This is a genomic window from Gordonia otitidis, assembly GCF_020735545.1.
GTDB classification, from domain to species: domain Bacteria; phylum Actinomycetota; class Actinomycetes; order Mycobacteriales; family Mycobacteriaceae; genus Gordonia; species Gordonia otitidis.
In genome coordinates this window covers 439648-455383 of the sequence record NZ_CP085974.1, presented here as the reverse complement: position 1 = coordinate 455383, position 15736 = coordinate 439648, and the positions used below count along the sequence as shown (strand labels likewise).

Sequence of the window (15736 nt, the reverse complement as noted above, 5' to 3'; positions counted from 1 at the left end):
AAACGTTCGATCCGACTCGGTGATCCGAGCGACCGACGGCGCAGCAACTTCCCGGCTCGCCACGCATCATCCACGCTGGCCAGGAGGTTTTCATGAGTGTTTTGCCGTTGGCTCATCCGTGCCCGTCGCAGGGCGCCGGGGAGGGTTCGGATGGCGATGATCGCGCCGATACGCTCGCCCGGTTACGCAAACGCATGGCGGTGCTGTCGGGGATGCCTGATCGCCCCTCCGCCGACCGTTCGGCTGAGGTCGACGACAGTCTCCCGCTACCCGATGTCCTCGCAGATCTGTTGCCGCGAGGCCAATCCGCGGGACGCGGGGGGATTGCACGGGGGAGTGTGGTCGGCTGCTCCGGCGCGCGTTCGCTGGTGGTCGCGATGATCGCCGCGGTGAGTCGCGGTGGTGGTCAGGTGGGCATCGTCGGACTGCCGTGGCTCAATCTGTTGTCGGCCGCCGAGATGGGCGCTGACCTCGCCCGCATCGCGACGGTGCCCGATCCGGGTGTCGATCCGGTGGAGATCGCCTCGGTGCTCCTCGACGGGATGGATCTGGTCGTCCTGGGTCTGCGCGGCGTCGACGTCGCGCCCGCGCGCTGCAGGGTGGTGAGCGGGCGGGTGCGGCAGCACTCGTCGGCGCTGATGGTCGTCGACGGGCACTGGCCGGGCGCCCAGATCCGGATGGAGGCGTCGGTGCTGACCTACCGTCACGTGCCGGGTGGTGTCGGTGCCGACCTCGCCGCGGCGCGTCGCGGGCACGGCAGGATCGGCGGACTGCGGTTACAGGTCACCGCCACCGGGCGCGACCGTCGATCACGCAGCGCCGACGTCGATCTGAGTGCCGTCGGCTCATCCGGCGGGCCGGGAGGTCTCGTGGGTCTGACACGTCCGGTCGAGCCTGCAGCGGGTGCGATGGATTCGGCACTCACCGCGGTGGCTAACTGATGGGGCGGATCATGGCCCTGTGGTGCCCGGACTGGCCTGCGACGGCAGCGGCGGCCGACGAGGATCTCCCCCCTGCGCACCCGATCGCGGTGCTCTCGGCCAACCGGGTCACCGCGTGCTCCGCCACCGCGCGTGCGGCCGGGGTCCGGCGCGGTATGCGGAAAAGGCATGCGCAGGCGGTGTGCCCGGAGATGCAGGTGTTCCCTGCCGACGTCGATCGCGACGCACGCTTCTTCGAACCGGTGGTGGCAGCGGTCGCCGAGGTGGTCGCGGTGGTCGAGGTGTTGCGGCCGGGTCTGCTGGTGATGCCGGCCGACGGGGCGGCCAGACATCACGGGGGAGAGGCGTCGCTCGCAGAACAGCTCATCGACCAGGTCTCGGTCTGCGGAGTGGAATCCCAGGTCGGTGTCGCCGACGAGATGTTCACCGCGGTGGTCGCCGCCCGTCGCGGACAGCATGTGGATCCGGGCGGCGACCGCGCCTATCTGGCGGAGCTGCCGGTGGCCGAACTCAACGCCGAACCGAGCCTGTCGTGCCCGGAACGCACCGAGTTCGTCGACCTGCTACGACGACTCGGCCTGGTCACCATCGGCGATTTCGCTGCCATGCCCGCGCGCGACGTCGCCACCCGGTTCTCCGCCGACGCCGCGGTGGCACACCGATTGGCCAACGCGCTGCCTGATCGGCGGCCCGCGGGGATCGTCGCCGCACCGGAACTGGTCGTCGACTACGTCTGCGACCCGCCGATCGACCGGATCGACTCGGCGGCCTTCGCGGGCCGACGGCTCGCCGACATGCTGCATCGCAGGCTCTCCGATGTGCCCGCGGCGTGCACCAAGCTCAAGGTCGAAGCCATCACCGAACGTGGACAACGACATTCGCGGATATGGCGGTGTGCGCAGCCACTCACACCCGACGCCACAGCCGATCGGATTCGCTGGCAGTTGGAAGGATGGTTGACCGGCGCGGGGCGTGGTAGAAACCGCGGCGACACACGTCCGGATTCGCCCATCGCGATGCTGCGACTCGAACCGGTCGAGACGGTCGATGCCGGGGCGCTGCACTACGCGCTGACGGGCGCGGGGTTACCCGGCGAATCGGAGGTCTCCGAGCGTGCCCGCAGGTCGTTGGAACGTGTGCAGGGACTGTTGGGCGGCGATTCCGTGCAGGTGCCCGTGCGCAGCGGTGGCCGCGGACCGTCGGATCAGATCACCTTGATCCCGCTGGGCGACGAGAAGATCCCCGAACACGACCCGAAGGCCCCCTGGCCCGGGCGGGTTCCCCAGCCCGCACCCACGGTGATGTCTCGTACCCCGGTGTCATTGATCGACGCGTCGGGGCAGCCGGTCACCGTCACCGGTCGTGGGGCGTTCTCCGAAGAACCCGCCGTCGTGCGTATGGCGCGCAGCGGGAAGGGTGCGGTCCTCGACACCTGGGAGCTGAGCTGGTGGGCCGGGCCGTGGCCCGCGGGTATGGACGACACCGGGATCATCGCCAGAGTCCAAGTGCTCCTGGAGGATTCGCGCGCGCTGCTGCTCTACTACCGAGCGGGCGGGTGGCTGGTCGAGGGTGTGTACGAGTAGCGCGGCCGCTTCGGCTCGTGGGCGCGCGCTGGCGGACAGAAAGTAGGGGAAGGGTTTCTTCCGCGGGTTCTTGACACAGGGTCGCGGTTCTTCCGCGGGTTTCTGACCTTTCCGCGTGTTGTTTCGCGGGGAAGGGTGCAAAACCCACGGAAGGGCTTCTTCCCTGGGTTTCTGCAGGGGGTTTGGCGAGCGGTGCGGCCGCCCTGAGCAGTGCGGGGCCTTGGCTGTCACTCTTCCGCGGGTTTTGTCGCTGGGCCGGCACTCTTCCGCGGGTTTTGTCGCTGGGCCGGCACTCTTCCGCGGGTTTTGTCAGTGGGCCGCGGTTCTTCCGCGGGTTTCTGACCTTTCCGCGTGTTGTTTCGCGGGGAAGGGTGCAAAACCCGCGGAAGGAATCCTTCCCCGAGTTTCTGCACTGCCCCGCACCACCCGAACCCCGCCTCCGCGGCACCCCCGTTCCGCGCGGCACCCCCGTTCCGCGCTCAGCTGTTGGCGCCGCGGGCGATCACCGGCCAGCGGTCCGCGGCGCCGCCGGAACGCGCCTCGTCGACGACCAACTCATCGACGAGATTGACCGCGGTGCAGACATGATTGGGTATGACGCGCACGGTGGCGCCGAGTTCGGGGACGACGGCGCTGGGCGGGTACTCGACCACGGCGTGGTGTTCGGAGAGCCCGACGATCCGCGCGTCCGGCTCGTCGAGTACCCGACCATGACCACTGGCCCACGCGGGACGGTCGGCCCCGATGATCTTGCTGCCCGCGTCGAGCACCACGCGGTGCCCATCGCGATGGACGACGCTGCTCACCGCGGTCAGCGCGACGTCGTCGAATCCGCAGACCCCGAGTTCGATCTGCTGGGCGTCGTAGAACGGGTACACGCCAGGGCGGATCTCGGTCAGGACGCCGCTGTCCCCGGCGAACTCGACCGTGGGCGTGGAACCCCCACTCCGCACACGCGGTTCGATGCCGACCGAACGCAGCCTGTCGGCGGCTTCGGCGAGCGCTGCGACCTCCTGTCGTGCCGCGTCGCTGCGTGCATCGCCGGGACCGTATCCGTGGCCCGGGAAAGTGAACACCCCGATAACGTCGAGGCCGGCGTCGCGCGCAGCGGCTGCGACCTCACCCGCGGACTCGGGGCCGACCCCGGTGCGGTGCTGGCCCGAATCCACCTCGACCAGCACCTCGACATCGCTCCTGCTCACCTCCGCCGCCATCCGCTGCGCACCCGCAACCGAGTCGGCGGCGAGCCGCAGAGCCGACCGCTGTGCCAGCGCGCGCAGGCGCGCACCCTTGTGCTCGGTCACCCACAGCGGGTACGCGATGAACAGATCAGCGAAGCCCGCCGCGGCGAAGGCTTCTGCCTCTCCGATGGTTGCCACGGTGAGACCCACTGCGCCGCTGTCGATCTGGCGGCGTGCGAGCTCGGTTGTCTTGTGTGTCTTGGCGTGTGGACGCAGGTCGACTCCCGTGCGGCGCGCCTGATCGGCAACCGCCTGGAGATTGCGATCGACGCGTGTGGTGTCGACGACGAGGTACGGGGTATCGGTCACCGCTCAACGGTACCGAGCGCAGCGGCCGACTCGTCGACGAGGAGATACTCCTGGTGCAGGATGCGTGAGGTCAGCCGTGGTGTGAACTTCCGTCCGAACTCGGCGAGCTGACCGAGGGGCGGGCTGATGCGTGCCGGATGCCGCAGAATTCCTTCCAGTACTTTCGACGCCGCCTTGTCGACGCTCCACACGCCGGCGGAGTTCTGGTAGGCCTCGGTCGGCGCGATCATGCGGGTACGTACCAGTGGCAGCCGCACATTGGTGAACGTCACATGGTCAGACAGGGTTTCGACGCCTGTCGACTCGCTGAACGCCTCCAACGCGGCTTTCGACGCCGCGTATGCGCCGAAACGCGCGCCGCGGGTCTGCACGGCGATGGAGGACACGTTGACCACACGACCGGACCGCCGCTCGATCATGTGCGGAAGCAGCGCGAGTACCAGATTGACCGCCCCGAAGTAGTTCACGGCCATGACGCGGTGGTAGTCGTGTGAGCGATCAACGGAATGAAGTGTCGAACGTCGAATGGACCGCCCGGCGTTGTTCACCAGAACGTCGACGTGTCCGTGCTCTGAGATGATGGTCTTCACCAGGGTCCGCACCGCCTCCTCGTCGGTGATGTCGCACTGATAGGCGTAGACCCTTCCTGCCGGCAGTCCTGACTTGGGTTGGGTGCCTTCGAGTTCGGTCACGGCCGCGTGCAGGTCGTCGACGTCGCGCGCGACCACGTACACGTCGGCACCCCGAGCCACACACATGCGCGCCGTCGCTTTGCCGATTCCGCTCGAGCCGCCCGTGATCAGAATGTGTTTCCCGACGAGTGGCCCGCGCGGATCGGCTCGCCGGTGACGCGATGGGTCGAGGTGCGCGGTCCAGAACTCCCAGAGACGCGGGCCGTAGTCGTCGAGGTCGGGAAGTGTGACGCCGAGCCTGCCCAGTAGGGCGAGAGTCTGAGCGGAACGGAAGTCCGCGGTCATCCGCATGCCGTCGAGTAATGCGGGCGGTATACCGGCCTGTGACGCGATGAGATCGCGTATGGGTGCGATCGGTCCGAATCCGGTCATCGCAAGAGCGGGTGCCACGATTCGATTGCTCACCACGCCAACACCTTTGGGTGACCCGATCGCAGGTGCCAGCGCGTTGTACATTCCCATGACCCCACGGTCACAGGAATCGCCGAGGTGAAACACCTGCCCACCGCGCAGTGGGTCATGGTCGACGAGTGTCACGATGGCCTCTGCAACGAAATCGACCGGAACCAGATTGAGTCGACCGAGGTCGGGCATCGGAAGAGGAAGCCTCGACGGCAACATGCCGAGAAGTGCAAGGAGCGGGAAGAAGTAGTAAGGCCCGTCGACCTTGTCCATCGCGCCTGTCCGTGAATCGCCGACGACCACCGACGGCCGGTATACCCGCCACCGCAATCCCGCACGGTCACGGACGAGTTTCTCCGCCTCGAACTTGGTCCGGTGATACGGAGTCGGAAATCCCTGCCCCAGGTCGAAATCAGTCTCGGTGAACACGCCGTCGTGATCGCCGGACACGGCGATCGACGACACATGATGCAGCATCGCGTCGTGCTCGACGGCGAAGTCGATGACGCGCGCGGTGCCATCGACGTTGGCGCGCTGCTGGCTCTCGGCGTCGGCGGTCATGTCGTAGATCGCGGCGAGGTGAATCACATGATCGATCTGGGGGAGTTCGTCGTCGGCGACTCCGAGACCGGGGGAGGTGAGGTCTCCGACGACCGGATGCAGCCGATCGGAGGCTGCATCGGAAAAGACCGCGTCGAATCGTGGTCGTGATCCCGCACGCACCAACGCGTACACCTGCGCGTCGGGATGTGTGTCGAGCAGTTTGCCGATCACTCGACGTCCGATGAATCCGGTGCCGCCGGTGATGAAGTACGTGGTCATGACAGCCTTCCGAGTCCGGGCCGCAGCCCCGGCTCACTTCTTACTACACGGTAAGGAACAGGTCTGTTCACCTTGACACTTACACCGACAGATGGCAACGACGATGTCGAACGGACACCGTTAATCAGGAAACTAATCAGTTAGCTGACTATTCGGTATGCTTAGGAGGTGTCCGAGAATCCTGCCGTGGTGGCCGCCTCGCTCCGTCCTGTGCTGGCAGCACTGAACCGCCGTCTGCGTGCACAGGGTGCAATCGGCGATCTCACCCGATCACAGACCAACGTCCTGGGCCGACTCGAGCGTGAGGGGCCGACGACGGCCAACGCGCTCGCGCGTGCGGAGGGTGTCCGCCCGCAGTCGATGTCGACAACCGTTGCCGCACTGGTCGACCAGGGGTTGGTGATCGGCACACCGCACCCCGGCGATCGTCGGAAGACGCTGCTGGCTCTCTCGGACGAGGCACGCGAGATGTACGCGCGTGGACGACTTGCCCGCGAGGACTGGCTCGCCGACCGGATCGAGCACGTCCTCACCGAGGACGAGCGTGACCAGATCGTCACCGCGACAGAACTTCTCCGTCGAATTGCGGAATCCTGACCCTCATCTGACAAGGAGTCGACAATGGCCATGACTACTCTCGACCCGCACACCGCGCTGATCGTGATCGACATGCAGCGCGGGATCGCGCTACGCGACAATCTCGCTCCGCATCCGGCATCGGAGATCATCGACAGGGCGGGCCGACTCGTCGACAGATTCCGCAAGTACGGTCGTCTCGTGGTGCTGGTGAACGTCGACGCAGTCCCGCCGGGGCGAACTGATCGCAACGCGGGTGCCCCCAGGCCACGATTATCGAAGGAGTCGACCGAGTTCATCGACGAGTTCGCACCCGAACCAACAGATCTGGTGGTGACCAAGCACTCGCGGAGTGCATTCGCCGGTACCGGCCTCGCTGACGACCTGCGTTCGCGAGGGATAACCCAGGTGGTCGTCGTCGGAATCGCCAGCGGTGCAGGGGTCGAATCGACCGCCCGCGACGCACACGAGGCCGGGTTCAACGTGACATTGCCGACGGATGCGATGACGGATTCGGTCGGCGAACGCCATGCGCACAGCGTGCGCGAGGTGTTTCCCCAGATCGCCGAGACTGGTTCGACTGCAGAGCTTCTCGGACTCCTCGACGCCGTCGCACAGTGAGCGCGGTGACCACCGGCGACGCCGGTGTGGCGCAGCGCAATCCCTTCGGCTGGCGGTTCACCGGGCCGCTGTTGATGGGGTCGACGCTCAACCCGATCAACAGTTCCATGATCGCGACCGCGCTGGTGGGGATCGGTGTCGACTTCCATCGTGGTCCGGCGCAGACGACGATCCTCATCTCGGTGCTCTACCTCTGCAGCGCTGTGGCGCAGCCGACTATGGGAAAGCTCGCGGCCGTCTTCGGTCCGCGCCGGGTGTTCGTGTCCGGGTTGGTCGTTCTGCTCGCGGCCGGGATCGTCGGAGCTGCCGCGCCGGCCTTCTGGTGTCTTCTGCTCTCCCGTGCGCTGATCGGTATCGGCACGTCGGCCGCGTATCCGACGGCGATGGCACTCGTGCGGTCGCGAGCCGACTCCTTCGGCACCGGCGTGCCGAGCCGGATACTCGGCGGCTTCTCGATCGCGGCACAGGTGATCGCCGTGATCGGTCTGCCTCTGGGAGGTGTACTGACCGGTGTCTTCGGTTGGCGCGCTGTGTTCTTCGTCAACATCCCCGTCGCACTGATCACCATGGCGTGGGCGCTGCGCAGTATTCCCCGAGACGGGGCGGTCCATGTGGGTGGTGTCCGAGGCCTTGTCCGCGTCGTCGACGTCGTGGGGGTAGTGCTTTTCGCGGTGACCGTCGTTGTGGCACTCGAGTTCTTGGCGCGGCTGACAGAACCGCGGTGGTGGTTGCTCGTCATCGTCGCCGTGTCGGGGCTGTTGCTGGTCCTATGGGAACTACGTGCTGCACAACCGCTCATCGACGTACGGATGCTCGCGTCGAATACCCCGCTTGTCCGCACCTATCTGCGGCAGGCCCTGGCCGGTCTCGGTTCCTACACGGCGATGTACGGCATCAGTCAGTGGATGGAGCAGTCCGCGGGCTACACCGCCGCGCAGGTCGGACTCATCCTCATCCCGTACTCCGCGCTCAGTGTTGTGTGCGCGCGAGTCAACTCGACGCACGGCTGGGTGCGAATTCCGTTGATCCTCACAGGTTTCTGCTTTGTCGGCGCCGGGGTCACCGCCGTGGCGATCCATCATTCCTCTGGGCTGTGGATCCTGCTCACGATGACCTTCCTGTTCGGCGTGGCCAACGGATTGAGCGGCTACGCCAACCAGGCGACGCTCTACACGCAGAGCCCGTCGGAGTCGATTGGTGTGGCATCCGGGCTGTACCGGACGTTCATGTACTTCGGGGCGATCTTCTCCTCGAGCCTCATCGGTATCGCCTTCGGGGCCCGCGCCACCGATGGTGGACTACACGTCGCGGGCTGGGCGATCGTGGTCATCGGGTCGGTGTTGATCGCCATGACGTTGGCGGATCGTCGGATTCCGAAAGCGGTGGCAGCCAACGGATGACCGAGCCGCAGATGCCTGATCGGCTGATCTTCTACACGCCGACCTCCTGAACCGTCGCAGCTGGTCGGACGGTGTGTCGTGTCGCCGGAATGATGGCCAGGGCCGAAAACGTCACGGCCACAAGGAACGCAGTCGTGTACCCGGCACTCGTGATGACGGTCCCGAGAACGGACGACCCCGCCGCCTGCCCGAGCACCAGCGCAATGAACAGGAGAGCGGTCCCAGCGGCGGCGTTCCCGGGACTCAAGGCTGTTGTCCACGAGATGAGAGCCGACGTTCCCGCGGTGAAGCCCCATCCGAACAGTACGCAGGCGATCACTGTGGCGATGGCCGAAGAGGTGGCGAGCGTGAGCGCCAAAATCGTTGCCGCGAGAACGAGACAACTGATCGTCCACGCTGTCGTCGGCGCGCGGCGTGCCATGAGTCGCGACGTCGGAATCACTGCGGTCGCGCCGATTCCGAGTGCGATCCACGCGACGATCGTGCCCTGGGAACTCTGGCCTCCGGAGTCGACGAGCAGGCTGCGGCCATAGGTCCACACCGCGCTCGAGCCTGCACCCATGCCGATCGCGGACGCGATCGCACGACGATGCATCGCCAACCATGTTCGTGACAATCCTCGCGGCCCATCGTGTGCGGTTGCGGTGCCTGGCACCGCGGCGATCCTCGCGAGTACGAACATGACCGACACGATGATCACGGTGACGCCGCCGACAAGAGTCCATGCCGTGCGCCACGCCGGTAGCAGAGCCAGCGCCAGGGCGCCCGCTGCCATCAGGCCGGGGCCGGTTCCCGCGTTGATCATCGACTGTGCGGTGTCGACGCGCACCGGTCGGATGCCGCGCTGTGCGACGGTCACCATGGCGGGTGAAGCGAAACCCGCCCCGGCCGAACTGAGTACGGCAGATAGTCCGAAGAGCGCGACGTCGTGTGTCGAGGCCATCGTCCAGACTCCGGCGACCGCGGTTATCCCGGCGGCGGCGATCAGCAGGCCGGGCTGTCGTGACCACCAGAAACCAGCCGCCGCTGCCACGCAATACACCAGCGATGATCCCGACGAGATGTACCCGGCCGTGGCGGGATCGAGGCCGAGTTCGTGCTGGATGTCGGGAAGGAACAACCCGTAGGCCAGACGCACGAGGCCGTACGTCGCGGCGATCGTGCATGTGCCTACGGCGACGATCGACGACTCGCGAATCCCCAAAAACGAAAACGATCGTTTCATGTTCACCGAGTCTAGAGTGATGTCCATGCCGGTGCGCAAGAGTTCCGAGCGCAAATTGCTCGACGCGGTCGACGAGTTGACGGCGACGCAGAGCATCGCCAGCACCCCCGTCGACGTGATCCTGGCTACGGCCGGTGTCTCTCCGGCCACGCTGTATCGCGGATTCCGCAGCAAGGAGAACCTCATCGCGGCCGCCCTCGAGCGTCGACACCAGCGATGGGTGGGGGTCTGGGACAAGGCGATCGACGCCGCGGGGGCAGATGGGACGCAACGTCTGCTTGCTGTGTTCGACGCGCTCGACGCCTTCCGTGCGCAACCGGACGGCGCGCGATGGTGTGCGTTCCTCGGGGCTGCGGCCGACTACTCCGACCCCGAGCCCGAGATCGACGCCGCGATCCGACGCGACACCGACCATCTCAGGCGCACGCTCGCGGGGCTGGCGGTCGAGTTGCCATGCGCGGATCCCGACGATGTCGCCGAGGGGTTGCTCCTGATCGTGACCGGAGAGCTCGCCATGAGGCTGCGTGAGACGGATCCGCGCGCGTCGTCGGCGACGGCGCGTCACGTCGCCGAAGTGTTCGTCGCGGCCTCGATGGCGTCAGTGCGGGCGGAATGAGCGAACCAGGCTGAACGCCAGCACCCGTCGTCGAACGTATGTTCTATGATGGACGGGTGGGTTGGAACCAGGGCCCGCCGACCTGGCGGGAGATGGAGCGGGTGCTGTCGGGGCGCTCGCCGAAAGGCGGTCGGCCGGGGGAGTTCTTCGGTCCCGAGCAACCCGGCGACGGCAGCGACAGTCCCGCCTGGTCACGAAAGCGGGGTGCCTACACCGCTCCGGAGGTGTCGCGCGAGCGCTCGTCGGTGCGCTACGCCGAGTTGCACGCGCACAGCGCCTATAGCTTCCTCGACGGTGCGTCGATGCCGGAGGAGATGGTGGAAGAAGCGGCGCGGCTCGATCTGAGCGGATTGTCGATCACCGATCACGACGGCTTCTACGGTGTCGTCCGATTTGCCGAGGCGGCAAAGGAATTCGCGATGCCCACGGTGTTCGGCGCCGAACTCTCCCTGGAACCCGACGTCACCCGCACCGGGGTGACCGATCCGGCCGGTGAACATCTGTTGATCCTCGCCCGTGACGGCGAGGGGTACCGGAGGTTGTCCCGGATCATCGCCGACGCCCACATGACCGGCGGCGAGAAAGGGTTGCTGCGCTACGACGTCGACCGACTCGCCCGCGATGCGGGTCACTGGGTCGTGCTCACCGGCTGTCGCAAAGGTGGGGTTCGGCGCGCGCTCGATCGTGCGGGAACAGGCGCGGCGGAAGCGGCACTCGGTGGATTGATCGAGCGGTTCGGCCGCGACGACGTGGTCGTCGAACTCACCGCGCAGGGACTGCCGGACGATGACGAGCGCAACGCGGTACTCGCCGAGCTCGCGCAGCGTTTCAGGCTGCCGACCGTCGCGACGTCCGGGGCGCATTTCGCAGGCCCGCGTCGTCGACGACTGGCGCTGGCCATGGCGGCGGTCCGTGCCCGCACCGACATCGAGACCATCGCGGGCTGGATGCCCGGGGTCGGCGGCGCGCATCTGCGCAGCGGCGACGAGATGACGCGGCTGCTGCCCGCACACCCCGATGCCATCGCCAACGCCGCCGACCTGGCGGACGAGTGTGCGTTCTCGCTCGGACTGATCGCGCCGCAGTTGCCACCGTTCGACGTACCCGACGGTCACACGGAGTCGAGTTGGCTACGACATCTCACGATGGCCCGCGCTCGACGACGCTACGGGACACCTGCCGAGCATCCGGCGGCGTACCGGCAGATCGAGCATGAGCTGGCGGTCATCGAAACACTCACTTTTCCTGGCTATTTCCTCGTCGTCGCCGACATCGTCGACTTCTGCAGGCGCAACGACATCCTCTGTCAGGGTCGGGGGAGTGCCGCGAACTCCGCTGTGTGTTACGCGCTGGGTATCACCAACGTCGATCCGGTGGCCAACGAGTTGCTGTTCGAGAGGTTCCTCTCACCCGAGCGTGACGGCCCGCCCGACATCGACGTCGACATCGAATCCGACCGCCGTGAAGAGGCCATCCAGTACGTCTACCGGCGATACGGCCGCGAGTACAGCGCACAGGTCGCCAACGTGATCACCTATCGGGGTCGATCGTCGGTGCGCGACATGGCGCGAGCACTCGGCTACGCGAGTGGCCAGCAAGATGCCTGGAGCAAGATGCCCGACACCGCACCCGACGACGTGCTTGACCTCGCAAGTGAGATCGCCAACATGCCAAGGCATCTCGGAATCCACTCCGGCGGGATGGTGATCTGTGATCGCCCCATTGCCGATGTCTGCCCGACGGAGTGGGCTCGCATGGAGAACCGCAGCGTGTTGCAGTGGGACAAAGACGATTGTGCAGCAATTGGTCTGGTCAAGTTCGATATGCTCGGTCTCGGCATGCTGTCGGCGTTGCACTACGCGATCGACCTGGTCGCCGAACACAAGGACATCCACGTCGACCTCGCCAAACTCGATCTCACCGAAGATTCCGTATACGAGATGCTGTGTCGCGCAGACTCAGTCGGGGTGTTCCAGGTGGAGTCGCGAGCCCAGATGGCAACCCTTCCGCGTCTGAAACCGCGTTGTTTCTACGATCTCGTCGTCGAGGTCGCACTGATCCGACCGGGGCCGATCCAGGGCGGATCGGTCCACCCGTTCATCCGACGACGCAACGGTCAGGAGGAGCCGACTGTCGAGCACCCGTCCATGTGGCCGGCGCTCAAGCGGACCCTCGGTGTGCCGCTGTTCCAGGAGCAGCTCATGCAGTTGGCCGTCGACGTCGCCGGATTCGACGCCACCGAGGCGGACCAGCTCCGTCGCGCGATGGGGTCCAAGCGCTCGCCGGAACGCATGCAGCGGCTTCGTCGACGCTTCTACGAAGGTATGCAGCGCACGCACGGTATCACCGGCGACGTCGCCGACCGGATCTTCGAGAAGATGGCAGCGTTCGCCAATTTCGGTTTCCCGGAGAGTCATTCGCAGAGCTTTGCATCGCTGGTGTTCTATTCGTCGTGGTTCAAGCTGCACCACCCGGCGGCGTTCTGCGCGGCATTGCTGCGTGCACAACCCATGGGCTTCTACTCGCCGCAGTCGCTGGTCGCCGATGCACGCCGACACGGTGTCGACGTGCATCGACCGCATATCAACGCGTCGCTGGCCGAGGCGACGTTGGAGAACGACGGACTCGACGTTCGCCTCGGGTTGGCGTCGGTGCGTGGGGTCGGAGACGAGGTCGCGGCGCGGATCGTCGAAACCAGGAATGCCGACGGCCCGTACGCGAGTATCACGGATCTCTCGCGCCGCGCCGACCTCACCCTCGCGCATCTCGAGGGTTTGGCGGGGGCGGGTGCGTTCGACTGTTTCGGGATGAGTCGACGACAGGCACTGTGGGAGGCGGGCGCTGCGGCCACCGCGAGCGTCGAGCATCTCGAATTGGAGCAATCGGCGCAGGTGCCGACACTGCCGGGATTGTCGGATGTGGAGTTGGCCGCCACCGATGCCTGGGCAACGGGGATCACCCCCTCGAACTATCCGACGCAGTTTCTGCGCCCGCGGCTGACTGCGATAGGTGTCCTGCCCGCGGAGGCGCTATTGTCTGTGCCGGATGGGTCACGTGTCACCGTCGGCGGAGCTGTCACCCACCGGCAGCGGCCGGCGACGGCATCCGGCGTGACGTTCATCAACCTCGAAGACGAGACCGGAATGGTCAACGTCGTGTGTTCGGTAGGGCTGTGGTCGCGGTACCGCGAGTTGGCGCACTCGGCGTCTGCGTTACTGGTACGCGGCAGGGTGCAGAACGCCGAGGGTGCGGTGACGGTGGTTGCAGATCGGTTACAACGTATGGATCTTCGAGTGGGTACCCGCTCGCGGGATTGGCACTGACGCCGACAACTGCGCGGAAAGCATTCGCGCACAATGAGAGCGGGGAGAGGAACACATGGCGCAACAGGTGATCGTCACGGCGAAGCCGAGTAGCCGCAAGGGGCCGCTCGTGGAGACCGGTCCGGACGGTTCCATCACCATCTACGTGCGCGAACCCGCCACCGAGGGCAAGGCGAACAAGGCGGTCGCCGAACTGCTCGCCAAGCATCTCGGCGTGCCGAAGTCGAAGGTGGCGTTGATCGGCGGCGCCACGGCGCGCACCAAGCGTTTCCGCGTCGGCTGAGCGCCGAGTGGGCGCCGTCTGCTGTCGAGTGGGCGCTCTCTGTTGTCGAGTGTGCGCTGCCTGCCGTCGAGTGGGCGCTGTATCCCGTTGTCGCCTGACTCTGTCGTCGCTTGGCCGTCCGTCACACGGCGCCGTCGAATCCGTTCTGTCGCCACGCCTCGTATACGACGATGCTTGCTGCATTCGCGAGGTTGTGTGAGCGACGCCCGGCGAGCATCGGGATGCGAAGCGAGTCGGTGATCTCGGGTTCAGCGAGCACGTCGTCGGGGAGACCCGTGGGTTCCGGACCGAACAGCAACACGTCGCCAGGGCGGTAGTCGACGTCGGTGTGATACCGCGAGGCGTGCGCGGTGAACGCGAAAATGCGCTCCGGCTTCAATTCCGTGAACGCTGTAACGAGATTCGGATGAACCGTCACGTTCGCCATCTCGTGATAGTCGAGACCCGCGCGCTTCACCTGGGCGTCGGACATCGAGAAGCCGAGCGGCTCGATCAGATGCAGTTCGCTTCCGGTGTTGGCGGCCAGCCGGATCGCGTTGCCCGTGTTGGGCGGGATACACGGCTGGTAGAACATGATGCGGAACATGGGGTCCATTGTGCAGAGCGGGAGTGGGCTGCCTATCGCGAAGGTCGGCAGTGCACGGTCGGCGGCACGGAGCGCACGGTCGGCGGCTCGGAGTGCACGGTCGGCGGCAGGGAGCGCACAGCTGGCGGCACGGAGCGCACAGTCGGCGGCAGGGAGCGCACAGTCGGCGGGGCGGCGCGGGGAGGTACTCAGAGATCGTCGAGCCGTGTGTTGGCTCCGCACAGCAGCACGCAGAGCGTCGAGTCGTGGGCGACCCTCACCTGGCCGCCGATCACGGCAGCCACCGCGGTCGCGGTGCCGTGCTCGACGACGATGCGGAACTGCCTCCACAGCATTCGACGCGCAGCGATGATCTCGTCGTCGGAGACGACGACGCTGTCGAGCGAGCTGTCGGTGATGGTCGACCAGCAGATGTCGCCGATCATGGTGGCGCCCAGCGAATCCGCGGCGATGCTGTCGAGTTCGACAGAGGTCGGCTCACCCGCCTCGATCGCCTGGTGTAAGCAAGCCGCGCCGGCGGGCTCGGCACCGACGAGATGGTCTCCTGGTCGCTGCGCAGCGGCGAGTCCTGCGAGCAGTCCACCGCCACCCACACACACGACCGTCGTGAGGGGTCCCGGAACGTCCGCCGCGAGTTCGAGTGCGATGGTCCCAGCCCCCGCGACGACGTCGGGCAGGTCGTAGGCGTGCAGTTCGAGAGCACCGGATTCGGTGGCGAACGTCGCGGCAGCCGCGGCGGCCTCGGAGTACTGCGATCCGACCAACCGCACGTCGGCACCCAACTCCCGCAGCGCAGCCACCTTCACCGGCGGGGCGTTCTCGGGTACGACGACGGTGCATCGTGCGTCGACGATGCGGGCTGCGTGAGCCGCGCCGATCGCGGCGTTTCCGCCGGACGCCACGACCACCCCTGCGTCCGGCAGCCTGTCGGCCTCGCGCGCCGCCAGCACTGTGTTCACGCTTCCTCGGGCTTTGAACGAGCCGCCGAGTTGCAGGTACTCGAGTTTGAAGACCACCGGCACGCGTCCACCGACCGTGTCGATCTCCGCACGCAGGACCGGTGTGCGTCGAACATGCGCAGCGATGCGCCCTCGCGCGCGCCTGACATCCGAGATG

The 15736-nt window shown here is 66.5% G+C and carries 13 protein-coding genes; 8 read left to right on the top strand and 5 right to left on the bottom strand.

What is annotated here, in order from left to right; genetic code table 11:
• Positions 1-92: 92 nt before the first annotated feature.
• The gene (locus tag LK459_RS01995; protein WP_007238734.1) at positions 93-941 is read left to right on the top strand and encodes a hypothetical protein; all 849 of its coding nucleotides are present in this window, start codon (positions 93-95) and stop codon (positions 939-941) included.
• Positions 941-2524 carry a DNA polymerase Y family protein gene (locus LK459_RS01990; RefSeq protein ID WP_227921465.1) on the top strand — a complete coding sequence of 528 codons (1584 nt, stop codon included), beginning with the start codon at positions 941-943 and terminating at the stop codon, positions 2522-2524. Before LK459_RS01995 ends, LK459_RS01990 begins: the two co-directional genes overlap by 1 nt.
• Before the next feature lie 479 nt (positions 2525-3003).
• Here LK459_RS01990 and LK459_RS01985 read toward each other — a convergent pair whose 3' ends face one another.
• Positions 3004-4074 (bottom strand): alanine racemase, encoded by a 1071-nt coding sequence (locus LK459_RS01985; RefSeq protein ID WP_227921463.1) that lies wholly within the window; start codon positions 4072-4074, stop codon positions 3004-3006.
• Positions 4071-5990: an SDR family oxidoreductase gene (locus LK459_RS01980; RefSeq protein ID WP_227921462.1), complete on the bottom strand. Its 1920-nt coding sequence runs from the start codon at positions 5988-5990 to the stop codon at positions 4071-4073. The genes LK459_RS01985 and LK459_RS01980 overlap by 4 nt, the downstream gene beginning before the upstream one ends.
• 168 nt (positions 5991-6158) lie before the next feature.
• On the opposite strand from LK459_RS01980, the gene LK459_RS01975 reads away from it, so the two are divergent.
• Genes LK459_RS01975 through LK459_RS01965 form a run of 3 tightly spaced genes read left to right on the top strand, consistent with a single transcriptional unit; the run spans position 6159 to position 8587 of the window.
• Positions 6159-6587 carry a MarR family winged helix-turn-helix transcriptional regulator gene (locus tag LK459_RS01975; protein ID WP_227921460.1) on the top strand — a complete coding sequence of 143 codons (429 nt, stop codon included), beginning with the start codon at positions 6159-6161 and terminating at the stop codon, positions 6585-6587.
• 24 nt (positions 6588-6611) lie between these two features.
• A complete protein-coding gene (locus tag LK459_RS01970; protein ID WP_007238729.1) occupies positions 6612-7187 on the top strand; it encodes a cysteine hydrolase family protein in 576 nt (191 codons plus the stop codon).
• Positions 7188-7192: 5 nt separating this feature from the next.
• Positions 7193-8587: an MFS transporter gene (locus LK459_RS01965; protein WP_227921459.1), complete on the top strand. Its 1395-nt coding sequence runs from the start codon at positions 7193-7195 to the stop codon at positions 8585-8587.
• Between the two features lie 31 nt (positions 8588-8618).
• Here LK459_RS01965 and LK459_RS01960 read toward each other — a convergent pair whose 3' ends face one another.
• Positions 8619-9812 carry an MFS transporter gene (locus LK459_RS01960; RefSeq protein WP_227921457.1) on the bottom strand — a complete coding sequence of 398 codons (1194 nt, stop codon included), beginning with the start codon at positions 9810-9812 and terminating at the stop codon, positions 8619-8621.
• 25 nt (positions 9813-9837) lie between these two features.
• Here LK459_RS01960 and LK459_RS01955 point away from each other — a divergent pair, with 25 nt between their 5' ends.
• From LK459_RS01955 to LK459_RS01945, 3 genes are read left to right on the top strand one after another with little or no spacing between them, the layout of a single operon-like run.
• Complete coding sequence (locus LK459_RS01955; protein WP_227921455.1) at positions 9838-10428, top strand: TetR/AcrR family transcriptional regulator; 591 nt, start codon at positions 9838-9840, stop codon at positions 10426-10428.
• A gap of 56 nt (positions 10429-10484) precedes the next feature.
• Positions 10485-13751 (top strand): error-prone DNA polymerase, encoded by a 3267-nt coding sequence (locus LK459_RS01950; protein WP_227921453.1) that lies wholly within the window; start codon positions 10485-10487, stop codon positions 13749-13751.
• Positions 13752-13806: 55 nt separating this feature from the next.
• Complete coding sequence (locus LK459_RS01945) at positions 13807-14034, top strand: DUF167 domain-containing protein (protein WP_005174076.1); 228 nt, start codon at positions 13807-13809, stop codon at positions 14032-14034.
• A 121-nt stretch (positions 14035-14155) separates the two neighbouring features.
• Here LK459_RS01945 and LK459_RS01940 read toward each other — a convergent pair whose 3' ends face one another.
• Together LK459_RS01940 and LK459_RS01935 are read right to left on the bottom strand one after the other, a co-directional pair.
• The gene (locus tag LK459_RS01940; RefSeq protein WP_227921451.1) at positions 14156-14620 is read right to left on the bottom strand and encodes a tRNA (cytidine(34)-2'-O)-methyltransferase; all 465 of its coding nucleotides are present in this window, start codon (positions 14618-14620) and stop codon (positions 14156-14158) included.
• A gap of 188 nt (positions 14621-14808) precedes the next feature.
• On the bottom strand, positions 14809-15735 hold the full coding sequence (locus LK459_RS01935) for a serine/threonine dehydratase (RefSeq protein ID WP_227923533.1): 927 nt from the start codon (positions 15733-15735) through the stop codon (positions 14809-14811).
• Between the last annotated feature and the right edge of the window lies 1 nt (position 15736).